Source organism: Pseudomonas sp. FW305-3-2-15-C-LB1, from assembly GCF_058787615.1.
In genome coordinates, this window is the sequence record NZ_JBYSZX010000003.1 from 1 (window position 1) to 21,974 (window position 21,974).

Sequence of the window (21,974 nt, forward strand, 5' to 3'; positions counted from 1 at the left end):
CATAGAGCATTGGAACCACCTGATCCCATCCCGAACTCAGCAGTGAAACGATGCATCGCCGATGGTAGTGTGGGGTTCCCCCATGTGAGAGTAGGTCATCGTCAAGATTTAATTCCAAAACCCCTGTCTGCTAGCACAGACAGGGGTTTTGTCGTTTGGGGCTATAAGTCGGCACAATTTTTAGTTTCCTCACACATGCCTACCGCTGGTCAGTTTCCTGCTTAAAAATCAGAAACGTCTCACAATTTTCTAAGCTTTACCGCGGCGTGGCCGAAAGCCTGACGAGCCATGCGTGCACCGAAATAGAGCGGCCCGAGAAGCTGCCTATACCGTTACATGGAATGTTCCGCTCGGCACGCTCACCCCCCTTTGGCAAAAGAAGTCGATGAAATGAATCTCAAGTTCAGTCATAAAATTCTGTTGGCCGCGTCAGGCGTCGTGGTTCTGGCCTTCGCGTTATTCACCCTCTACAACGACTACCTGCAGCGCAGCACGATCAAGCAGAACCTGGAGTCGTCCATCCAGCAATCCGGTGAACTCACTGCCAGCAGTGTGCAGAACTGGCTTAGTGGCCGAATATTGGTACTCGAAAGCCTTACGCAAAACGTTGCTCACCAAGGCAGTGGTGCCGACCTTCCTGGCCTGGTTGATCAGCCGGCGTTCACTGATAACTTCCAGTTCACCTATGTTGGCCAAACCAACGGCGTGTTTACCCAACGTCCTGACGCAAAAATGCCCGACGGCTACGACCCCCGTCAGCGCCCTTGGTACAAACAAGCCGTAGCTGCAGATAAACCCATGCTTACGCCACCCTATATGGCAGCGGTGGGTGGGCAGATCGTGACCATTGCCATGCCGGTGAAAAAGAACGGCGAGTTGCTCGGTGTGGTCGGCGGTGACCTGAGTCTGCAGACCCTGGTGAAGATCATCAACTCGGTGGATTTTGGCGGCATTGGCCATGCGTTCCTGGTCAGTGGTGACGGGCAAGTCATCGTCAGTCCCGATCAGGACCAGGTGATGAAAAACCTCAAGGACATCTACCCCGGCACCCAAGTGCGCATTGAGAAGGTCAGTCAGGACGTCGTTCTCAATGGCCAGGACCGAATCTTGTCATTCACCCCTATCAGCGGCTTGCCAGGCGCGGATTGGTATATCGGCCTGTCGATTGATAAAGACAAAGCCTACGCACCACTGGGCAAATTCCGGACATCTGCGTTGATTGCCATGTTGATCGCCGTGGTTGCGATTGCCGTGCTCCTGAGCTTGCTGATTCAAGTCTTGCTGCGACCCCTGACCACTATGGGCGTGGCGATGCAGGATATCGCCCAGGGTGAGGGTGACCTGACCCGTCGTCTGGCGGTCACCAGCAAGGACGAATTTGGCGAGGTCGGCAGTGCGTTCAATCAGTTCGTAGAGCGCATCCATGCTTCGATTTCGGAAGTGTCCTCGGCTACCCGCCAGGTGCATGACTTGTCCCAGCGTGTGATGGCCTCGTCCAATGCCTCAATCGTCGGTTCCGACGAGCAAAGCGCGCGCACTAACAGCGTCGCCGCAGCGATCAATGAACTGGGTGCCGCCACCCAGGAAATCGCGCGCAACGCCGCCGATGCGTCACAACACGCCAGTGGTGCCAGCGAGCAGGCCGACGATGGCCGCAAAGTGGTCGAGCAGACCATCCTTGCCATGTCTGAGTTGTCGCAAAAGATCAGCTTGTCCTGCACCCAGATCGAGACCCTGAACGCCAGCACCGACAACATCGGTCACATCCTTGATGTGATCAAAGGCATCTCCCAGCAAACCAATTTGCTGGCGCTTAACGCTGCCATCGAGGCCGCCCGTGCAGGTGAGGCCGGGCGAGGCTTTGCAGTGGTCGCCGACGAGGTGCGTAACCTGGCTCACCGCACCCAGGAGTCGGCCGAGGAGATCCACAAAATGATCACTTCGCTGCAAGTAGGCTCGCGCGAAGCGGTCACCACCATGAACGCCAGCCAGGCCTCCAGCGAAGAAAGCGTAGAAGTCGCGAACCAGGCTGGTGAGCGCCTGGTAAGTGTGACGCAGCGGATCGTTGAGATCGACGGCATGAACCAGTCTGTCGCCGCAGCTACTGAAGAACAGACGGCCGTGGTGGAAACCCTCAATGTGGACATCAATCAGATCAACTTGCTGAACCAGCAGGGCGTGGCGAATCTCAATGAAACCCTGAAGGATTGCGATGCCCTGTCGCAGCAGGCCAATCGTTTGAAGCAATTGGTCGATAGCTTCAAGATATGACCCGCTGATTCAACGGCGGGGGCGCATCGAGTCGCTCCTGCCGTTTAGCTGAGCATTCGACGGACATTGTCCAGGGCGCTGCTGGCAAAGCCTTGCACAAACTGTTCGAACCCCTCGTTCGCCTCCTCTGTGGGCTCTGCAATAATTGTCCACATCACCTTGGCGCGCTCCGCTTCAATTGCTTCCACTTGGATCGCCGCCCATAGTCTGGCCACACCCAGGGTGTTGTAGATCGTGGTCCAGGTCATGTGCATAGCCTGCTCGTCCCGGCTATTGAGTTGCTCCACTACACAATTGCCATCGCGGAAGAATTTTGTCCGCAAGGCGCCCACGCCTGAGCCCATCATTTCGATATGGCTCAAGTCCGGAATGAACATATCGAAGCCGGCAAATCGTCCCACCATGTCCCACAGGCGAGAGGCGGAGCAGTTGACCACAACGGACGCCACTATCGGCAGGCCACTCGGGTTGCGGATTAATGTATCGGGTTGCAGCAGTTTCATGAGGTTGTCCTGGGGTATTCAAAGAAAGCCGATGGCCTTGAGGTAACTGCAGCCTTTGCTCAACAGTGCCGTGTCCTTTGCGGGGTAGTGTTCACCCATCTGCTGGACACCTATTCGCGCGTTGTCATAACGAATCATTGAAGTGTCCCCGATGTCTTCGTCGAGGCGGTCGAGGTAAAAACCGAGCACGCCAAACAGTGCGTTGTCCTGGCTTACCGTTCGCAGCGCCTGCTGCCATTGCGCTATGCCCACTCGCTTGAAGCGATGGCCCGCCCGACTGAACGCATCCAGGTAGTGCGCCCAGCTCAACGGTTGTGGGTTATGCAGGTTGAACACACTCCGGCTGGCGTGAAAGCGGGTGCAGTGGAATGCAATGAAGCGAGCCAGAAAGTCCACCGGCATCAGGTCGAAGTTCAGCGCCAGCCGGGGCAGCAGGCCCAGTTGCAGTGACCCCTTGAGCATCAGCATCAGGCGATTTTTTTGCGGCTGGCACGCGCCGTTTCGGCTGTTGAAGCTGATATTGCCTGGACGATGGATATTCACCCAGGCACCGCGCGCCACCGCATGCCCCAACTGTCGCTCCGCAACCCATTTGGACAGGTTGTAGCCATTCTTGATGTACAGCGGCAGCGTGGTAGAGGCGGGTGCTTCGAGGACATAGCCCTGCGAGTCGACACTGCTTGAGGCGGACAGTGTCGAGACAAAGTTGAAGACTTTCTTGCGGTGGGTTTCACACAAGCGCAGGCATTCGCGTATGGGGTCAACGTTGTCCCGCGTCAGTGACGCATAGTCCATCACGTGATTGACCCGCGCCGCGTTATGGACCAGCACGCCGAAGTCTCTGGCGAGAGACTCATGCACAGCGTCAGCCAGGCCCAATCGAGGTTGGCTGATATCGGCCGCATATACCTTCACTCGGCTCAGGTCCACATGCTCCAGGCGGTATTCATGTAACGCCTGGATGAGTCGTGACATTGGCGACCGCCCCGGTTCCTCACGTACCAGGCACGCCACCTCGGCTGCACCAGCGGCCAGTAATGCTTCGACGATATGGACACCCACAAAACTGTTGGCTCCGGTCACGATCACTTTGTGCGGATCACCTGCACGGTCCTCGGGCAACGTGTCGAGCACCCACTCCGATTGAGCATCACGGGCGGCCCGGCCGGATCCTGCATCGGGTCGTTCACCGTTCTCCACCAGCGTTGCGAGCGTACGAATCGTCGGCACTTCAATAAAGTGACTCAACACAAAGCTACGGCCGAATTGCTCGCGAACACGCAGCAGCAAGGTCGATAGCAAAATCGAATGCCCGCCGAGATCAAAGAAGCTCTGGTCAATAGACAGATTACCTGCGGGCACTGCCAGCAGCTCGCTCCACAAGCGGGACAACCGAACGTGAAGCGGACTTTTCGCGGCACTGCCGTCTGCTTGCAACGCAGACCGAATCGGCAGTGCCAGCAATGCCGGCCGGTCGACTTTCCCATTGACGGAGCACGGCAGGTGGGGCAACACCTCCCAGAAGCCCGGCTGCATGTAGTCTGGCAGCCATTGTCGTGCATGGTGCTTCAGGGCGGCCACGCTCGCGTCTGGTTCAGGCTGGGCGATGTAGCTGCGGATCCTGCTGTCCCGGTCGATTACTACCGCCACCTGGCGATACAGCCGACTATTGCGCAGGCATTGTTCAATCTCCTGCGGCTCGACCCGAAACCCGCGGATTTTCACTTGGTCATCACGCCGTCCACCCAGCACGATCCCGTCGGCGGTCCATCGTGCCAGGTCGCCACTGCGGTAGGCCCGCAGTGGCTGACTCCCTGGTACCGCCAGTTCCACGAAAGGACTGGCAGACGGTTGCGACGTGCCCACATACCCCAAGCTGACTCCGGGGCCGACGATGTACACCTCACCCATCACCTCTTCATCCACCGGTTGCAGAGTGTCATCGAGGATCAGCACCTGGCTGTTGGCGATGGGGTAGCCGAGGTTGCGGTTGCAGTCACCGGGGAGCAGTGTCCGATGGGTGGCCAGCACCGTGGTCTCCGTGGGCCCGTACAGGTTGTGAAACCGGCACTGCCCTGCCAGGCGTTCGATGACATGGGGTTCGCACACATCGCCGCCGGTCAGCAGGTGCGTCAGGCCCAATGGTTGATCAAGCGGCAGGATGCTCAACAGCGCAGGCGGCAAAAAGGCATGGGTGACGCGTTGCTGGTGGAGCAGATCCAACAGTTGCTCAGGGGCGTGCCGTTGCTCGGCGCTGGGGACGATCAACTCGGCACCCGCTATCAGGGCGGGGAAAATATCGATCAGCGATGAGTCGAAGCTCAATGGTGAGAACTGCAAGACACGGCTCTGGTCATCCACGTTCATACAGGACCTGAACCAGGCCGTGAAATGCGCCAGGTTTGCCTGGCTGAGCAGCACGCCCTTGGGTTGGCCTGTGGTGCCAGACGTAAAGAGCGTCATGCAGGGCGCATCGGGGTGGGGGCGAGCTGGCATCAGCGCAAGCGTGAGGTCGACATGCCTGAGGTCGAGACGGGTGACATCCAGTGCAGTGAAGTGCGCTCGCAAAGGATGTTGACCGGCGTCCAGCAACACATGCGCCCCTGCGGTCTCGAGCATGACTTGATGGCGTTGTGGCGGGTGGTCCGGGCCCAGCGGTAGATACACCGCTCCACAGCCGAGCACCGCAAGGATACTGGCGTACAACTCGATGGATTTTTCCAGGCACACGCCAACCACGGGGGGCGCCTGCGTATTGCCCAGCATGGGGTGTAACTGTTGCTGGATCGTGAGGGCCTGGACGTGCAGCTCGCGGTAAGTCACTACACTACCGGCGATTCTCAGCGCCGGTCGATCAGCGGACCTATGGAGGCTGGCCTGCACGCGTTCAATCAAGGGCACCTGAGCTTCGCGCAGTACAGCGAGGTCTTCGGTGCGGTTGAATCGATGGACAAACGCCAGCGCGTCAAGCGCATCCAAACCCTGCTCTGGCCAGTCATTGGCAACCGCACTCACGGAGAAATATCCAGGGTCCCGTGAGAAACGACTGACGTGCAGCGCGACCCATTCCACCAATGCGTGGCTCACTTGCTGGCGTAACCGTTGCCCGTTGCCCGTTGGTTCGTCGGCGATGTCCAGGACTCCCGACAAGCTCCGGCTGGCTCCATAGGCGCGCAACTGCAGCGCGGGCAGTCCGCAGTCGGGTACCGGGCCAACGCCCAGGCGCAGGCTCAACGCTGGGGTTGGGTCTGTCGGGTCCCGCAGCGGCTGACGTCCGTCGTCTATCCACAGGTCGACGCCTTCATCGCTCGAGACATGCCCATGCTGTTCCAGCTCCCGTCTGATGGCGTCCAAGGCACTGCTGGCACCGGAAAATCCGATTGTCAGGCGCTTCATGTCGCGCCCCCGGGCATCGGCAAATAGTCTTTCAACGCGTGCACCACGCTCGGTGTCTGCAGCAAACCGCTGTGTTGCAGGAAGCCAAGGATATTGCTCAACAACGGGTGCCGGCGGGTGATGGGGAAGGTGAGCGCGGCGATTTCATTGCGCAACGCGTTGCGCAGGCTGGCGTCGATGTCGAGGTGTTCGATCAAGTGAAGGTCAAAGTCTTTTTGCAGATCGTTCGTCAGGTACTGAGCCAGGAACGTCGGCAGTACCTTGGCAATACTGTCGCGATCGTCCGCGTTCGCGGCTTGCCAATACATGCGTACGAGTCGCGTCCAGAAGTGCGCGTGGCGGCCTTCATCAAACAGGTGGTCGGCCATCAAGCCACGGATGGAGGCTTTGACACTGCTGTCCTTGGAGAATGCTGCTACATCATGGGTCACCGTGTTTTCGGCGATGGCCACGGCAATCAGTTCTACTGCATCGTGCAGATGGGCTGGCGCCTGGGCTTGTGCTGTCGGCAGTGCGCGGGTCAATTCGATTTGCCTGGGTAGCTCCAACGGCTGTATGCCGGTCAGGGCCACGGTTTGCTGCAGGAAATCCAGTGCGACCAGCGCGTGGTAGTCCTCGTCCACGACGACTGTCATTGCATCAACGCGGCACGCCAGCGGGAAGGGGATCGAGAAGCGGTTCTTGGCGATGCTGCGCGCAGTCTTGTCGACGATCTCCGTCTCGAATATCACCACGTCGTTGATGAACTTGTAGAAGCTCTGCACCAGCACGAAATCGCGCCATTGCGGGCAGTGTTCAAGAAAAGTCGCACTGAGCACCAACGGTTGGCGGCACAGTGGGTAGATCAGCTTGTCATCGTTTTCCAGCAAACGGCGAGGGCGTGTACGGATGGTTGCACGGCGCTCCCAGTCGTCGGCGATGGATGGGTAGTCGCCGGTGTTCATGGGCGCACCTCTTGCAACGAGCCCTGAACCTCATCCCAGAACGCGATGCGGTTTTCCATGGCGGTAAGGGCTGCGTCATGGGCCTGTTGCGCGTGCGCCGGGTCTGCGCTGGCGAGCCGTTCGAGCAACCGCTCGGCGGCCGGCCCATGCTCCTGGGCGTCCATCTCAATGTGACGCTTGAGGTAGGCGCACAAGGTAGGCGCCTGGTGGTGGAGGCGTTGATCGGATTGCAGGATGCGCTCGAACATTATCGGGATGACATGCTCGCGTCCGTACAGGAATGTTGCAGCCACACAATGGGTGGGAGCGCTCAGCGCAAGGTTCAAGGTGTCGCTGACAAAGCGCGCCACGCCAGGAAGAACCTCGACTTCCTGTAAGGCAGCATGTGCTTCCAGGCCTTGGCGTTGCAGCGTAATAAAGCGGTTGATAGACGTGGTGCTGGCGCCCACTTCGGCCATGGCCTCCAGATAGAGTTCGAAGTGGCTGCAATAGCCTTGCGCGGGATGTTCGTCCGACTCCTCGCCCAATACGATCTCATTGATCAGACGTGCGGCCAGCGGGTCTGTCGGTGGCAGCCAGGGCAGGCGTGTACAGGTCAGATCCTGTTGCAGGCGTTTGGCGAGGGTCATGAAGTCCCAGACTGCAAATACATGGCTCTCCATGAAAAGTTGTAACTTCCGTAAGGAAGTTATTTCTGAAAATAACGAATGACTGCATAACTGCAGTTTTGCTGTTTCAAGTAACGGTTGATGCATGGTTGATGCCTATAAGTTGTCGCGTCTGCTGTGTAAACAGCGATGAGTTCTTTATGGTTGGCAGGGGGAAGTCGTTGTTAAACGGCTGCTGGCGTGCAGGGTCGCTAAATATGACGAGTGCCAGGGTTGTTAATAAATATAATAAGCGGGTTAAACAAGTTGGCGAACATACAAATATGTTAGAAGTTTTTCTAAATAATATTTATGTAAGTTGGCGTCTTGGTTGTAAGTGGGAAGTTTCTTCGGGGCGAGGCGCTCACCGTCAGTCAGGATGCCCCGCCACAGGGAAGGTCGGGGCAAGAGGGCCGTGTGCCTTACTGCGTATCTTTCTTGCCTTGGGCATCCAGACCATTGAGGTACGCTGTGATCACTTCCATGCCTCGCATCAAGTGATTGCGCAGCGTCAGGATGCTTTCCTGGGTTTTCTTCCGCGCCACCAGGTTCAGCAGTTCGCGGTGGTCTTCCTGGGACGTCTCGCCCAGCCCCATGGCCTCAAGGTTATAACGCAGGAAACGCTCCTCTTCGTTCAACCCATGCTCCACCAATTTGAGTAGCCTTTGGTTCGGGGCTTTGCCATAGAGGGCCATGTGAAACAGTCGATTGAGGCGGCCCATTTCGGCATAGTCTTTTTCCTGCTCAAGAGCACAAATAATGGCGTCCGCCTCGGCAATATCGGCCTCGGTGAGCAAAGGAATCGACAAGCGCAGCGCCTCAGATTCCAGGAGCATCCGCAGTTCATAGGTCTCGGCCGAGTTGTCCTCGATCAAGGGGGCAACCACGGCGCCTTTGTGCGTTACCACATGCAGCAGTGATTGGGCTTCCAGCTGGCGCAAGGCTTCCCTCACCGGCATGCGGCTGACTCCGAACAGGCTGGCCAGTTCCTGTTGACGCATAGCGGTACCGCAGGGCAATCGACCATCCAGGATGGCGTTGCGCAAGGTTTCTTCTATCACGGAACGAGCAAGATGCGCGGGAATAGGACCGCTTATCTTGATGCTGTTCAAAGGGTTCGGCTTCTGCGTCACGGTTACGCTATCCTCCTTTTTCTAATTGGGTAGCTAATTGGATCCAATGCACACTAGAGACTGCCCATGAGCTTGTCAAACGGGCACGGTTTCGGCTTGTAAGCGGTTCAACACCATGCTCTCAGCGCCCACAGCCGGCATTTATGGCGTCTTACGCAACCAGGTTCATTGAGCCTGTTCCAGCAGCCACCAATGGCAAGACCGCCGGCGATGTACTCAAAACACTTTGCCGTTGCAATTTATTTCCCAGGTGCCAGAGGGATGAGTTCTCACGGTACTTTCCTGCATATGGATATTCATTAACGGTATTTAAATTGAAGTTCTTATATCTATAAAGTCGCTCTCCTGACTGACCGGGAGTGACCTCATGTCCGCCACCTCTACTGTTCCAACAGCGACCGCCACCGCCCAAACCTTCGAGATTCTTCCTTTTTCCGGCAGTGTCGGCGCCGAGATCATCGGCCTGGACCTGTCGCGTCCGGTCAACGATCAGGATTTCACCCGCATCCATCGAGCGCACCTGGACCACCACGTCGTGGTGTTTCGCGACCAACGCATCACCCCCGAACAACAGATTGCCTTCAGTCGCCGATTCGGTGTGCTGCAGATCCACGTGCTCAAACAGTTCCTGCTGGCCAACCATCCGGAAATCCTGATCGTCTCCAACATCATCGAAAACGGCCAATCCATCGGCCTGGGAGATGCGGGAAAATTCTGGCATTCGGACCTGTCTTACAAAGAGCTGCCGAGCCTGGGCTCGATGCTGCACGCCCAGGAACTGCCGTCTGAAGGTGGCGATACCCTGTTCGCCGACATGCACAAAGCCTGGGACCAGTTGCCCGAGCACCTGCGTAAAGCCGTCGAGGGCCGCAGCGCCGCGCATTCCTACACCGCGCGTTACAGCGAGACCAAATTCGAAGGTAACTGGCGCCCCACGCTGACCCCAGAGCAGCTCGCCCAGGTCGCGGAAGTCGTGCACCCCATCGTGCGCACCCACCCGGAAAACGGCCGCAAGGCGCTGTTCGTCAGTGAAGGGTTCACTACCCGCATCGTCGGCCTGCCGGAAGACGAAAGCCGTGACCTGCTGGCCCAGCTCTACGCCCATAGCGTGTTGCCACACAACATCTATCGCCACCAATGGCAGCCCCACGACCTGGTGTTCTGGGACAACCGCTCGCTGATCCACCTGGCCGCCGGCTGCCCAAGCCACCTGCGCCGCAAGCTGTTTCGCACCACCATCCAGGGCGATGCGCCTTTCTGATCCCCATTTGCGCCAAGTGAGATGAAATGAACATGCCCCTGCAAGGCCACGCGGCCAGCACTCTGAACACGGCGCAGCCGCTGCTGGCGGTGGATAACGTCAGCCTGGAATATCGCACGCCCGAGCGGGTGGTGCGGGCCACCCACCAAGTGAGTTTCGAGATCGACCCGGCCGACCGCTACGTGCTGCTCGGCCCGTCGGGCTGTGGCAAATCCACCTTACTCAAGTCCATCGCCGGGTTTATCAAACCCTGCGAAGGCGAGATCCGCCTGTTGGGGCAAAAGGTCGAGCAACCCGGCCCGGATCGCATCGTGGTGTTCCAGGAGTTCGACCAGTTGCCGCCGTGGAAAACCGTCAAGCAGAACGTGATGTTCCCGCTGTTGGCCTCGAAGACCTTGAAGCGCGCCGAAGCTGAAGAGCGCGCGCTGCAGTACCTCGACAAAGTCGGCCTCAGCGCCTTTGCCGATGCCTATCCACATACCCTTTCCGGCGGCATGAAAGCCCGCGTCGCCATCGCCCGCGCCCTGGCCATGCAGCCGAAAATCCTGCTGATGGACGAGCCCTTCGCCGCCCTCGACGCCCTGACCCGACGCAAAATGCAGGAAGAGTTGCTGCTGCTCTGGGAAGAGGTGCGCTTTACCCTGCTGTTCGTCACCCACTCCATCGAAGAAGCGCTGGTGGTGGGCAATCGCATCCTGTTGCTGTCGCCTCATCCCGGGCGCGTACGTGCGGAAGTCCACAGCCATCAATACGACCTGCACAGCCTTGGGGGCGTGGCGTTCCAGGCATCGGCGCGGCGCATTCATCGCCTGCTGTTCGATGAAGCACCCGAGGCCGAACGTGAGTTGGGTTTCGCCGATATCCGCATCGCTTACTGAAGGGTCAACCCAATGCGCGAGGAATTTGAAATCACCCTGGAACCGCTGCTCAGCGTCCCTGTGGAACGCGAGTTGCCCCTGCGACAGCGCCTGTGGCAACAAGGCTGGCTGCGCAAGGGCCTGATCCTGATTGTGCTCGCCATCCTTTGGGAAGCCGTTGCACGCTACCAGGACAACGACCTGCTGTTGCCGAGTTTCTTGCAGACTTTTCATGCGCTGTACGACGGCCTGCTCAGTGGTGAATTGCTCAGCAAAGTCAGCATCTCGCTGGCCGTGCTGATCAAAGGCTACCTGATCGGCATCGTGCTGGCGTTCGCCCTGACCACCCTGGCGGTGTCGACCCAACTGGGACGCGACTTGCTGAGTACCCTGACCTCGATGTTCAACCCGTTGCCGGCGATTGCGTTGCTGCCGCTGGCGCTGCTGTGGTTCGGCCTGGGGCAGAACAGCTTGATTTTTGTGTTGGTGCATTCCGTGTTGTGGGCGCTGGCACTCAATACTTACTCGGGGTTCCTCGGCGTGTCCGAAACCCTGCGCATGGCCGGTCGCAACTATGGCCTCAAGGGCATGCGTTTTGTGCTGTTCATCCTGATCCCGGCGGCGCTGCCGTCGATCCTCGCGGGCCTGAAGATCGGTTGGGCATTTGCCTGGCGCACCCTGATCGCCGCCGAGTTGGTATTCGGTGCCACGAGCGGCAAGGGTGGCCTGGGGTGGTACATCTTCCAGAACCGCAACGAGCTGTACACCGACAAGGTGTTCGCCGGACTGGCGGTGGTGATCCTGATCGGACTGTTGGTGGAGAACCTGGTGTTCGACACATTCGAGCGCTTGACCGTGAAACGCTGGGGCATGCAACGTTGAATACGCTACGATTGCGTCAAATTCACGCGCCACCGATCACGAGTGCCTGGCATGCAACTACCGGACATGAACCTGCTGGTCGCCCTCGACGCCCTGCTCGACGAGGGCAGCGTGGTCGGTGCCGCGCGCCGCATGAACCTCAGCCCGGCGGCCATGAGCCGCACGCTCACGCGTATCCGCGAAGCCGTGGGCGACCCGATCCTGGTGCGCGCCGGTCGTGGCCTGGTGCCCACGCCCAAGGCCCTGCAGTTGCAAGGCCAGGTGCGCAATGTGGTGGAGCAGGCGGCGCTGCTGTTCCGCTCGGCGGACCAGGTGGACCTGAGCACCCTGCGTCGCCGCTTCAGCGTGCGTGCCAATGACTTTTTCATCGGTGTGTATGGCGGGCGCCTGTTCGACACCATGGAGCGCATGGCCCCCCTGTGCGAACTGTGCTTCGTGCCCGAAGGCGACACCGACGACGAGGCGCTGCGCGAAGGTCGCCTGGATCTGCGGGTGAGCAACACCATGCCCGCCAGCCCTGAAGTGAAGGTGCAGAACCTGTTCTCCACTACCTTCGTCGGCCTGGCGCGGGAGGACCATCCGTTGTTCGATCAGGAAATCACCGCTGCACGTTTCGCCAGCTATTCCCATATCAGCATCTCGCGGCGCGGTATTGCGCGGGGGCCGATCGATACCGCACTGAACGCCCAGGGCCTGGAACGTCGCGTGGCGATGATCGCTCCGGGCTTTCACGGTGCAATGTTCATGCTGCCCGATTCCGATTTGCTGTTGCCGGTGCCCAAGGAAGCGCTGCTGAGCGCCACGCGCCTGAAACTGCCACTGCGCGCCTTCGCCTTGCCGATCTCGTTGCCGACCCTGGTATTGGCCCAGTCCTGGCACCCGCGCTTCGACAAGGACCCCGCCCACAAATGGCTGCGTGAAACCATGCGCGAGAGCTGTCACGCCACGTGGCTCGAAGCCCAGCCCGCCTGACAATTGCGTTTGGCGCACTTATATCCTGCCAACAAGTAACTTTTTGTCATGTGTGTGCCTGATTAAACTGCTCGGGTATTGATCATTCCGAGTTACCTGTTCATGACTTCCCTCGCTGCCCCCACCCTTGCGGCCGCAGCCAAACCCACTGCCATGACCCCGCCCGTATTCGGCCCGCGCATCATCATCGGCCTGGTCGGGGTGTTGCTGGCGGTGCTGGTCTCCGGTCTCAACGAGATGGTCACCAAAGTGGCTCTCGCGGATATCCGTGGCGCGCTGTACATCGGGTTTGACGAAGGCACCTGGCTGGTCGCGGCCTACACCGCCACTTCCGTGGCGGCCATGGCCTTTGCGCCTTGGTGTTCGGTAACGTTTTCCCTGCGTCGCTTCACCTTGTATGCCATCGGGTTGTTCACGGTGCTCGGCATCCTGTGCCCGTTCGCGCCGAACTACGAAAGCCTGCTGGTTTTGCGTACCGTGCAAGGCCTGGCCGGCGGCGCGTTGCCGCCGATGCTGATGACCGTGGCCCTGCGTTTCCTGCCGGCCAACGTCAAGCTGTACGGCCTGGCCGGCTACGCACTCACCGCTACCTTCGGCCCAAGCCTCGGCACACCGCTGGCGGCCCTGTGGACCGAGTACGTCGGCTGGCAGTGGGCGTTCTGGCAAATCGTCGCGCCGTGCCTGCTGGCCATGGCCGCCGTGGCCTATGGCCTGCCGCAAGACCCACTGCGTCTGGAACGCTTCAAGCAGTTCAACTGGCGCGGCCTGCTGCTGGGCTTCCCGGCGATTTGCATGCTGGTGATCGGCATTCTGCAAGGCAACCGCCTGGATTGGTTCGAGTCGGGCCTGATCACCTTCCTGCTGTGTGGCGGGGGGGTGTTGCTGGTGCTGTTCATGCTGAACGAATGGTCGCAGCCCATTCCCTTCTTCAAGCTGCAGATGCTCGGCCTGCGCAACCTGGCGTTCGCCCTGATTGTGCTGGCGGGCGTGCTGATGGTGTTGACTTCGGTGATCATCATCCCGTCGAGTTTTCTCGCCCAGGTGCAGGGTTACCGTCCACTGCAAACCGCGCCGGTGATGCTGCTGATGGCGATCCCGCAGTTGATCGCGCTGCCGCTGGTGGCGGCGTTGTGCAACTTGCGCTGGGTCGATTGCCGCTGGGTGCTGGGGATCGGCCTGGGCATGCTGGTGCTGTGCTGCGTGGGCAGTGCGCATCTGACGTCAGCGTGGATTCGCGACGACTTCTACGGCCTGTACCTGCTGCAAATCTTCGGGCAACCGATGGCCGTGCTGCCGCTGCTGATGCTCTCCACCGGCAGCATCCAGCCCATGGACGGGCCGTTTGCTTCGGCCTGGTTCAACACCATCAAGGGCCTGGCCGCCGTGATCGCCACCGGCGTGCTCGATACCTTGACCACCCAGCGCCTGCACTTCCATTCGACCATGTTGGTCGATCGTCTGGGCAATTCGCCCCTGGCCGACGGCGATGCGCCGGGCCTGGCGCACCGCCTGCATGAGCAGGCCGTGGTGCTGACTTCTTCGGATTTGTACTACGCCATGGCCGCGGTCGCGGTGGCGTTGATCCTGCTGATTTTCTGGATGCCCACGCGGATTTTTCCGCCGCGCGCACCGACTTGATTGAAAGGACTGTTCATGAAACGCAAAGACAAAATCGCCGTCGCCGTCATCGCCATAGTTGCCGTGGGTGTGCTGGTGTACCTGGTCGCGCCGGGCGTGTTGGGCAGCAAGCGCCAGACCACCAACGACGCCTTCGTCGCCGCTGACTTCACCCTGGTGGCGCCGCGTGTGGCCGGCTTCATCAAGGAGGTGCTGGTGGAAGACAACCAGCGCGTCAAGGCCGGCCAGCTGTTGGCACTGATCGACGACCGCGACTTCCGCGCCGCTGCCCAGGCTGCCGATGCCGACGCCTTGGTCGCCCAGGCCCAACTGAAAAACGCCACCGCGACCCTGGAGCGCCAAAGCTCGGTGATCGCCCAGGCCCAGGCCACCGTTGCAGCGGATCGCGCCGAAATGGCCTTTGCCGAACACGAACTGAACCGCTACAACCACCTCGCCGGTGTCGGTGCCGGCACCGTGCAGAACGCCCAGCAAGCCAAGACCCGCATCGACCAGGCCACCGCACGCCTGGCCAACGCTACGGCGGTGCTGGCGGCCGAGCGCAAGCAAGTGGAAATCCTCACCGCCCAGCGCGATGCCGCCGAAGGGGGGCTCAAACGTGCCCAGGCCGCGCTGGAACTGGCCAGTTATCAACTGTCGTATACGCGCATCGTCGCGCCGGTGGATGGCATGGTCGGCGAGCGGGCGGTGCGGGTGGGCGCCTATGTCACACCGGGCAGCAAGATCCTTGCGGTCGTGCCGCTGGAGGACGCTTACGTGGTGGCCAACTTCCAGGAAACCCAGCTTTCCCACATGCACGCCGGCCAAGCGGTGCAGGTGCGTGTCGACAGCCTGGACGGCGAGTTGCTCAACGGCCATCTGGATAGCCTCGCGCCTGCGACAGGCGTGACGTTTGCCTCGGTCAAACCGGACAACGCCACGGGCAATTTCACCAAGGTGGTACAGCGCATTCCGGTGAAGATCATCCTCGAACCCAACCAGGCTCACATTGAACGCCTGCGTGTCGGCATGTCGGTGGAAGCCAGCGTCGACACTCGGCCGGTCGTGCAAGCGCGTGAGGTGGCCCAGCAATGAAGCGAGTTGCCTGGCTCACCTTGAGCCTCATCAGCCTGAGTGCCTGCACGGTCGGCCCGGATTTCCACACGCCGCAGGGCCCGCAAGTGACGCAATGGAGCGAGCCCCAGGGGCGCCAGGCGGCCAGCCGCGCCGTCAGTGATCCTTTGCAGGAACGCTGGTGGGATGTGTTCCACGACGAGCAGCTTTCGGCCCTTACACGCCGTGCGCTCACCGACAACCTTGACCTGAAACTGGCCAGCAGCCGTCTGCAACAAAGCCGGGCGGTACGCCAGGTGACGATCGCTGAGCGCTACCCCGAGGTTGATGCGACGGGGGCTTACCAGCGCAAACGCAACAGCGGCCAAGGCCTGAGCGACCCGTCCGGCGAGAACGGCCGTGCGGCGTTCAACCAGTGGGACGCGGGCTTCTCCGCCTCCTGGGAGCTGGATTTCTGGGGCCGGGTAAAACGCGAAACCGAAGCCGCCGACGCCACCCTGCAAGTCGCCGAAGACGACCGCCGCGCCGTGCTGCTGTCGGTACTCGCCGAGACCGCCCAAGACTACATCCAACTGCGCGGCGTGCAGAACACCCGCGCCGTCACCGAACAGAACCTCGACGTCGCCCGTCACAGCCTCAAGCTGTCGCAATTGCGCCTGGCCGACGGCGTGGCCACCGACCTGGATGTCGCCGAAGCCGCCGCCCAGGTCGCCGCCATCGAGGCGCGCCTGCCGGATCTGCAACAGCGCCAGGACCAACTGATCAACGCCCTCAGCCTGTTGATGGGGGCGCCGCCGCAGGCGCTGCACGCGCAACTGTCCAAGGACGCTGCCGTGCCGCAAACCCAGCGCCAGGTCGCGATCGGCCTGCCTTCGGAACTGGCCGAACGCCGCCCTGACATCCGCCAGGCCGAGGCCCGCCTGCACGCCGCCACTGCCAGCATCGGCGTGGCCAAGGGCGACTTCTACCCGCGCATTACCTTGTCCGGCAGCCTCGGCTCCCAGGCCATGCAACTCTCGGACTTCGGTTCCTGGAGCTCCCGTGCCTTTGCCTTCGGCCCGCAGTTCAGCCTGCCGCTGTTCAACGGCGGGCGCCTGCAAGGCATGTTGAACCTGCGCGAAGCCCAGCAACAGGAAGCGGCGCTCGCCTACCAGCAAACCGTGCTGCGCGCCTGGCATGAGATCGACGACCAGTTGACCCGCTACAACGCCAGCCAATTGCGCCGCGACAGCCTGGCCGAAGCCGTGCGCCAGAACCGGATTGCCCTGCGCACGGCGCAGCAGCAGTACGTGGAAGGCGTGGTGGATTTCGTCAACGTCCTCACCGTGCAAAGCGCACTGTTGGCCACGCAGGAGCAGTGGGTCGAAAGCTCGACCGGCGTCTCTCTGGCGATGGTTGGCTTGTATAAAGCGTTGGGCGGAGGATGGGAATCGGTGTATCCGTTGCGAACGGCGGGCGCGGCTCAGGTTAGGGATTCTGCAAAAATACCACGTACCCCCGAAACCACTCGCTCCCCTGCAAATACCCCGGCGCTTCCCACTCTCCACCCTGAATCAACCCGATCTTGAACGGCAGCCCCAGCCGATTCATGCGTGGCAAGTACGCCGCGTAATCCGGGATGCTATGGCGCCCCTGGTACGTCTGCACCACCACCTCATCCACCACGCCCTTGAGTTGGGCGATGGCAGCCGGGTCGGCGTTGCTGCTCCAGTCCATCAGGCCGGTGATGCTCAGGCGCAGGTCGGCCGGCAAACGCCGGCGCAGGTCGCGCAAGAACCCGGCGTATTCGTGCAGGTATTGGGTGCGCGCATCGAAGTCGATCTGGATACCGACCACCGGGTTGCCCGCGTCGCGCCAGCGTTGCACCTGGCCGAGCAGTTGGCGGTAGACCGGCTCGGGCCAGCGCAGGGTGTGGGCGCGGTAGACGATCCAGATGTCGCCCTGGGTCAGGCGCGGCACGCTGATGCCCTGGGCGATCATCCGCACGCCGAGCTGAGGGGCGCGGCGAGTCGAGTTGATCTGGCCCTGGAGGATATACAGGGTCTTGGCCTGCTTGAGTACCGGCTGTGGGGTGACCCCACTCCACAGCCAGAAGGCGTCATAGTCGCGGGCGTCGACAGCGCCGAAGGCCGGGCTTGCCAGCAACAGCAAGCCGAGCCACAGGTGCTTCACCAGTAGTACTGCAGGGACTTGCCCCACTGGGTGTCGGCGAAACCGGTTTTCAACTGGCGGAACCACGCCTTGCGCACGGCCGGCTCCACCTCGACGCCGCCGCAGCTGTTGTAGCCCGATGGCCCGTAGCAGTTGATGGCGCGAAACAATGCATAGGCTTTGTCGTTCTTCGGCGCCTTGGCGTTGCCGATCACTTGCTTGTAGCCGTCCAGGCGCGAGAAGGTTTCACCCTTGAAGTCCGACGCGGTGCTGCCCAGGCTGCCGGCGGCGCGTGCCTGTTCCAGCGGCATGCCGTCCAGGCCGTTGCGCAGGATGAACTCGCCCAGGCAGTTGAGGCCCTGTGGGTTTTTGGCATCGGCCTGCAAGGTTGTGGCGATCTGCGCGATGCTCGGGCAGGCGTAGCCGGACTCGGCTTTGTCACCGTTCCACTGGAATAGCTTCAAGGTCTGGCTGGCGCTGTAGACGTAGCCCAGGCTGGTGCCCAGCTTGTCTTCCGGGGCGCTGGCCGGCAGTTGCTTGAGGTCGTCGGCGAAGGTGGCGAACTGGCCGCGCAACAGGTCTTTGTAGAGCAGCACGAATAGTGCGGTCTGGCGTTCCAGCGGGTCGCTGGCCTGGGCGATCTGCTGGCGCAGCAACTCAGGGCCGGCGACGTTGCGCAGCAGGATGTAACGCACCTGCTTGGCGCTGATCGGCGAGTCGGCGGCGAACACCTTGGCCAACTGGCCGCTGCGTTCGTAGTTCATCGCCAGGGCCAGTTCCACCTGATCGCGTTGCAGCGGCAATTTCGCCAGGGGCAGCAGTTGCAGCCAGAGCGCTTCGGCGCCTTTCCAGTCCTTTTTCTCTTCCAGGGCGAGTGCGCGCAGTGTCTGTTGGCTGAAGGCGAAGTAATTCAGGTTCGACGGCACGCTTTGCGGCAACAGCTTCAGGGCGGCGTCCGGTTGATGCTCGCTGTACAGCGCGTTGACCGCCAGCAGGTAGTCATACAAGTCCGGCGCACTGGCGAACGCGGCTTTTTGTTTTTCCAGATCGGCGCGGGAGAGGGCGGGCTGGTTGCCGCCGCGCATCACCATCAAGTCACTGACAAACTGGATCATCGGTGTGGAGACGGTCTCGCTGTTGACCATCAGCAGCTTGAGGTCGGCTTCCTCCACCAGCTCATCCACCGATACATTGCGCTGTGTGTCAGTGGCCTGGGTCATGGCCCAGGCGTAGGCCTCGGCAAGCTTGCTGTTGTCATCCCCCAGCCAATAAACCCGGCGCAGCAGGCCTCGGGCGGAGGCCACGTAAACGCCTTGTGGATAAGTCTTCAGATAGCCGAGAAAACCTTGTTCGGCGTCGTTCAAGGCCGACTTGTCCACACGCGCGAGTTGCGGCATGCCGTATTCGTCGAAGGCCTCGGCCTGGGCCAGGTTCAAGGACGTGCGTGCCGTCATGTACAGCGCGGTTTCCTTCAGCCAAGGCAGAGGGCTGGAGCTGGCGGCGGCAAACCCCCGTTCGGCATCGCCGAAACGGCCACTGTAGAAGTCGGCAGCGGCTTGCAGGTAAGTGCGCAACAGTTGGCCATCGGCGGACTGGATCTGCTGGGCGTCGACTACCTGGCCTTCCCACGAGCAGGTCGTCAGCAACTGCAAGCGCGCCTTCACCAGCAACTCGCGTTCGGCCGCCGGCATGTCGGCCTTGGTCACCTGGCTGATGAACGCGGTGGCGCTGTCATCGTCGTTGCTGCGGCAGCGGCTGCCTTCGCCACTCAGAAACTCTTCCCCGGCGGTTTTGTACTCGTCACGCTTGATGCCCAGGGGCTGGAGCAGCGCGTCCAGTTCGGCAGTGCGCGAGTCGTCGGGCTTGTTATCCGGTTCTTCGTTGGTGCTCGGAATCGGCGCCAGGCGGTAGACCGGGAAGGGCACCGCGCCAAAGCCCTGGGACAGATCGTCTTCGCTCAAGGCATTGGGTGCCAGGGGCGCCGCGTTTTGGTCGGCCAGCAGCAGGCGCAGGTTGACGCGACTGTCGTTGCCGGGGCTGAGGAAAGGCAGGTTGCTGCACGAATCGAGGCTGTCACGCGAAACCCGCCAGTCGGGGTAGCACGAGTCGTCGGAACTGGCCTGAGCCTGTAGGGAAATACCGGCGAGCAATGCCAGTGCCAGGGGTGACAGAAAACCGATGCGCATGACGTGTCCTTGATCCTGAGTCCTTGGAGGGGCGCAATAATAGCCTGTTCCTGCGGTTGCTTCGGAGAAGCCCTGCACAAATTGCTGATTTGTCCGATTCCAGCGGCGGATCCTGGGCTTTTGTCCTAGAGTGGCGGTGTTTGCGCTTGGGCAATCAGGGGAATTGAGGTGCGTCGGTCTGTGGTAGAGCAAAACGAAAAGGTCGGGACGTTACCGGCACTCAATCGACTCACGTGGGAAGGTGCCGGCTGGATCAGCGGTCTCTGGTGGTTGCCGATCCTGGCGCTGGCCATGGCCCTGCGGTTTTACCACCTGACGGCGTCGGCGATCTGGGGTGACGAGGGTTCGAGCCTGCTGCTCAGCGAATACGCCGTGGGCGACCTGTGGTTCCACGCCGCACACGACGTGCACCCGCCGCTGTATTTTTTCCTGCTGCGCGGCTGGATCGAGCTGTTCGGCGACAGCATCTGGTCGATTCGCGGCATGAGCGCCATTCCCGGTGTGGTCGCCGTGGGCCTGGGCGTCTGGCTGACCCGGCAACTCTCCACCCGCCGGGCGGCGGTGCTGGCGGGGATCCTGCTGGCGCTGTTGCCGACGGCGGTGCGCTACAGCCAGGAAGTGCGCATGTATTCGCTGCTCGGCGTGTGGCTGCTGGGCGCCACGCTGGCGCTGGTGTACTGGGTGCGCCAGCCCGAGCGCACGCGTTATCTGGCGGCGTATGTCGTGTTGATGAGTGCCGGTTTCTACACCCACTACTTCACCGCGCTCTGTGTGCTGGTGCACTGGGCTTACCTGGGTGTGTTGTGTGGCACGGCGCCGCGAGGCCAGCGCCTGATCACGCGCCCGGCCTGGTGGGCGGCCAACGCTGCGATTGTGCTGTTGTACCTGCCGTGGCTGCCGAACCTGCTGGACCTGGTGCAGCATGTCGAACAGCTCAAGGTGGGGGGCGACATCGGTTGGGAAGATCCCGTCAGCCTGTTCTCCCTGCCGTCGATGATCTGGCAGTTCGTGCTGCAGGATGAAGGCGTCGGCTTCTGGGCGCCGCTGTTCTGGCTGTTTCCGCTGCTGCTGGTGGCGGTGGTTGTCATTACCGCCTGGCGCGATCGCGAACGCCACCGACCGGCCAGCCTGTTGTTGCTTTTTTTCCTGTTGCCACTGTTGCTGGTCTACGGCGTGTCGTTTATTTCCCCGGTGTTTATCGAACGTTACCTGACGGTGTACGCCCTGGGCTTGCCGATCCTGCTGGCGATGGCCATTGATCGTCTGCCGTCGCGGTTTGCACTGCTGAGCGCGGCATTGTTTGTGCTATTCGTCGGCGTCGAGCTGGTGGGATTGAAGAACAATTTCACCGAGGATGAGCAAGACCAGTTCAATGTGCCGGTGGAGTTCGTCAACCGCAATTACCAGGAAGACGACCGCATCGTCCTCAGTGACATGTTGTGGTACCTGAGCTATGTGTATTACGACCAGACCGATGCCCAATTGCAGCTCTACACCCCACCTAAGCCGGATGGCACCTCAACCCGGCCGAATGCCTATGGTTTCGGCACCCTGGTGGACCAGGACGGCGGACGCATCTACCTCGACCGCCTGTCGGCACTGCCCGCCGAAACCCGCCGTGTGTGGCTGATCAGCAGCAATGAAGCGCCGGACGAATTCGCCCCGCTGCCCGAAGGCTGGCGCGAACTCAGTCGCCAGGATGGCGGAGGCGCCAGGGCGCGCTTGTTCGTGTTGTGCAACGTCCCGTCGGCGCAACCCGAGGGCTGCCGCTAGACTGGGTAAATGCTTTTCTATCAGGAGCCCGTCATGCAATCGCCCGTACATAGCTTGCCATCACTGTTCAAACAGCTCGGGCTGCCGGATGACCCGGTGAGTATCGAGAAATTCGTGGCGGTGCATTCACCGCTCAAACCGGAGCTGAACCTGGCGGATGCGTTTTTCTGGACGGACAGCCAGAAGGCGTTTTTGCGCGAGGAGATTCTGGAGGATGCGGATTGGGCAGAGGTGGTGGATGAGTTGAATTTGATGTTGCGGGGTGGGCGAGGGGTGCAAAAAACTTAGCAGAAAGGGCAAAAGTTGA

General features: G+C 61.0%; 17 protein-coding genes and 1 rRNA gene. 11 read left to right on the forward strand and 7 right to left on the reverse strand.

What is annotated here, in order from left to right:
* A 5S ribosomal RNA gene (gene rrf / locus AC3WP7_RS06835) occupies positions 1–107 on the forward strand; the annotation flags it as partial.
* A gap of 283 nt (positions 108–390) precedes the next feature.
* Positions 391–2,271, forward strand: a complete 1,881-nt coding sequence (locus AC3WP7_RS06840) for a methyl-accepting chemotaxis protein (RefSeq protein WP_071489588.1) — start codon at positions 391–393, stop codon at positions 2,269–2,271.
* A 44-nt stretch (positions 2,272–2,315) separates the two neighbouring features.
* On the opposite strand, the gene AC3WP7_RS06845 is transcribed toward AC3WP7_RS06840, so the two are convergent.
* The 5 genes from AC3WP7_RS06845 to AC3WP7_RS06865 form a co-directional block, all read right to left on the reverse strand.
* Positions 2,316–2,774, reverse strand: coding sequence for an SRPBCC family protein (locus AC3WP7_RS06845; RefSeq protein ID WP_092248780.1), 459 nt, complete (start codon positions 2,772–2,774; stop codon positions 2,316–2,318).
* 18 nt (positions 2,775–2,792) lie between these two features.
* On the reverse strand, positions 2,793–6,170 hold the full coding sequence (locus AC3WP7_RS06850) for an amino acid adenylation domain-containing protein (protein WP_093513611.1): 3,378 nt from the start codon (positions 6,168–6,170) through the stop codon (positions 2,793–2,795).
* Positions 6,167–7,114 carry a diiron oxygenase gene (locus tag AC3WP7_RS06855; RefSeq protein WP_093121915.1) on the reverse strand — a complete coding sequence of 316 codons (948 nt, stop codon included), beginning with the start codon at positions 7,112–7,114 and terminating at the stop codon, positions 6,167–6,169. Before AC3WP7_RS06855 ends, AC3WP7_RS06850 begins: the two co-directional genes overlap by 4 nt.
* Entirely contained in the window at positions 7,111–7,869 is a 759-nt protein-coding gene (locus AC3WP7_RS06860; RefSeq protein ID WP_092248771.1) for a DUF3050 domain-containing protein, read from the reverse strand. The genes AC3WP7_RS06855 and AC3WP7_RS06860 overlap by 4 nt, the downstream gene beginning before the upstream one ends.
* Positions 7,870–8,183: 314 nt before the next feature.
* Positions 8,184–8,894: a GntR family transcriptional regulator gene (locus tag AC3WP7_RS06865; RefSeq protein ID WP_071489593.1), complete on the reverse strand. Its 711-nt coding sequence runs from the start codon at positions 8,892–8,894 to the stop codon at positions 8,184–8,186.
* Positions 8,895–9,261: 367 nt separating this feature from the next.
* Between AC3WP7_RS06865 and AC3WP7_RS06870 the strand changes: the two genes are divergently transcribed.
* From AC3WP7_RS06870 to AC3WP7_RS06900, 7 genes are all read left to right on the forward strand, one after another.
* Complete coding sequence (locus tag AC3WP7_RS06870) at positions 9,262–10,155, forward strand: TauD/TfdA dioxygenase family protein (protein WP_071489594.1); 894 nt, start codon at positions 9,262–9,264, stop codon at positions 10,153–10,155.
* 26 nt (positions 10,156–10,181) lie between these two features.
* Entirely contained in the window at positions 10,182–11,033 is an 852-nt protein-coding gene (locus AC3WP7_RS06875; protein ID WP_093528298.1) for an ABC transporter ATP-binding protein, read from the forward strand.
* A 12-nt stretch (positions 11,034–11,045) separates the two neighbouring features.
* On the forward strand, positions 11,046–11,894 hold the full coding sequence (locus AC3WP7_RS06880) for an ABC transporter permease (protein ID WP_071489596.1): 849 nt from the start codon (positions 11,046–11,048) through the stop codon (positions 11,892–11,894).
* A 51-nt stretch (positions 11,895–11,945) separates the two neighbouring features.
* Positions 11,946–12,866 (forward strand): LysR family transcriptional regulator, encoded by a 921-nt coding sequence (locus AC3WP7_RS06885; protein WP_102592491.1) that lies wholly within the window; start codon positions 11,946–11,948, stop codon positions 12,864–12,866.
* 102 nt (positions 12,867–12,968) lie between these two features.
* A complete protein-coding gene (locus tag AC3WP7_RS06890) occupies positions 12,969–14,504 on the forward strand; it encodes an MFS transporter (RefSeq protein ID WP_092248792.1) in 1,536 nt (511 codons plus the stop codon).
* Positions 14,505–14,519: 15 nt separating this feature from the next.
* The gene (locus AC3WP7_RS06895) at positions 14,520–15,578 is read left to right on the forward strand and encodes an HlyD family secretion protein (RefSeq protein WP_093121903.1); all 1,059 of its coding nucleotides are present in this window, start codon (positions 14,520–14,522) and stop codon (positions 15,576–15,578) included.
* Positions 15,575–17,125, forward strand: a complete 1,551-nt coding sequence (locus tag AC3WP7_RS06900) for an efflux transporter outer membrane subunit (RefSeq protein WP_256579936.1) — start codon at positions 15,575–15,577, stop codon at positions 17,123–17,125. Before AC3WP7_RS06895 ends, AC3WP7_RS06900 begins: the two co-directional genes overlap by 4 nt.
* Here the strand turns inward: AC3WP7_RS06900 and AC3WP7_RS06905 are convergent.
* Positions 17,025–17,729 carry a DUF3142 domain-containing protein gene (locus AC3WP7_RS06905; protein ID WP_093121898.1) on the reverse strand — a complete coding sequence of 235 codons (705 nt, stop codon included), beginning with the start codon at positions 17,727–17,729 and terminating at the stop codon, positions 17,025–17,027. The genes AC3WP7_RS06900 and AC3WP7_RS06905 overlap by 101 nt on opposite strands.
* On the reverse strand, positions 17,726–19,894 hold the full coding sequence (locus AC3WP7_RS06910; protein ID WP_102592490.1) for a PA5441 family protein: 2,169 nt from the start codon (positions 19,892–19,894) through the stop codon (positions 17,726–17,728). Before AC3WP7_RS06910 ends, AC3WP7_RS06905 begins: the two co-directional genes overlap by 4 nt.
* A gap of 168 nt (positions 19,895–20,062) precedes the next feature.
* Between AC3WP7_RS06910 and AC3WP7_RS06915 the strand changes: the two genes are divergently transcribed.
* Positions 20,063–21,667 carry a glycosyltransferase family 39 protein gene (locus AC3WP7_RS06915; RefSeq protein ID WP_102592489.1) on the forward strand — a complete coding sequence of 535 codons (1,605 nt, stop codon included), beginning with the start codon at positions 20,063–20,065 and terminating at the stop codon, positions 21,665–21,667.
* 33 nt (positions 21,668–21,700) lie between these two features.
* Positions 21,701–21,955 (forward strand): DUF2789 domain-containing protein, encoded by a 255-nt coding sequence (locus tag AC3WP7_RS06920; protein WP_058425812.1) that lies wholly within the window; start codon positions 21,701–21,703, stop codon positions 21,953–21,955.
* Positions 21,956–21,974 lie beyond the last annotated feature (19 nt).

What these genes read in the sequence shown, in the direction of transcription:
- AC3WP7_RS06900 (WP_256579936.1), top strand. Translation starts at nt 15,575, where the DNA reads ATGAAGCGAGTTGCCTGGCTCACCTTGAGCCTCATCAGCCTGAGTGCC.
- AC3WP7_RS06890 (WP_092248792.1), top strand. Translation starts at nt 12,969, where the DNA reads ATGACTTCCCTCGCTGCCCCCACCCTTGCGGCCGCAGCCAAACCCACT.
- AC3WP7_RS06895 (WP_093121903.1), top strand. Translation starts at nt 14,520, where the DNA reads ATGAAACGCAAAGACAAAATCGCCGTCGCCGTCATCGCCATAGTTGCC.
- AC3WP7_RS06850 (WP_093513611.1), bottom strand. Translation starts at nt 6,170, where the DNA reads ATGAAGCGCCTGACAATCGGATTTTCCGGTGCCAGCAGTGCCTTGGAC.
- AC3WP7_RS06880 (WP_071489596.1), top strand. Translation starts at nt 11,046, where the DNA reads ATGCGCGAGGAATTTGAAATCACCCTGGAACCGCTGCTCAGCGTCCCT.
- AC3WP7_RS06920 (WP_058425812.1), top strand. Translation starts at nt 21,701, where the DNA reads ATGCAATCGCCCGTACATAGCTTGCCATCACTGTTCAAACAGCTCGGG.
- AC3WP7_RS06860 (WP_092248771.1), bottom strand. Translation starts at nt 7,869, where the DNA reads ATGCATCAACCGTTACTTGAAACAGCAAAACTGCAGTTATGCAGTCAT.
- AC3WP7_RS06870 (WP_071489594.1), top strand. Translation starts at nt 9,262, where the DNA reads ATGTCCGCCACCTCTACTGTTCCAACAGCGACCGCCACCGCCCAAACC.
- AC3WP7_RS06885 (WP_102592491.1), top strand. Translation starts at nt 11,946, where the DNA reads ATGCAACTACCGGACATGAACCTGCTGGTCGCCCTCGACGCCCTGCTC.
- AC3WP7_RS06845 (WP_092248780.1), bottom strand. Translation starts at nt 2,774, where the DNA reads ATGAAACTGCTGCAACCCGATACATTAATCCGCAACCCGAGTGGCCTG.
- AC3WP7_RS06910 (WP_102592490.1), bottom strand. Translation starts at nt 19,894, where the DNA reads ATGCGCATCGGTTTTCTGTCACCCCTGGCACTGGCATTGCTCGCCGGT.
- AC3WP7_RS06875 (WP_093528298.1), top strand. Translation starts at nt 10,182, where the DNA reads ATGAACATGCCCCTGCAAGGCCACGCGGCCAGCACTCTGAACACGGCG.
- AC3WP7_RS06840 (WP_071489588.1), top strand. Translation starts at nt 391, where the DNA reads ATGAATCTCAAGTTCAGTCATAAAATTCTGTTGGCCGCGTCAGGCGTC.
- AC3WP7_RS06855 (WP_093121915.1), bottom strand. Translation starts at nt 7,114, where the DNA reads ATGAACACCGGCGACTACCCATCCATCGCCGACGACTGGGAGCGCCGT.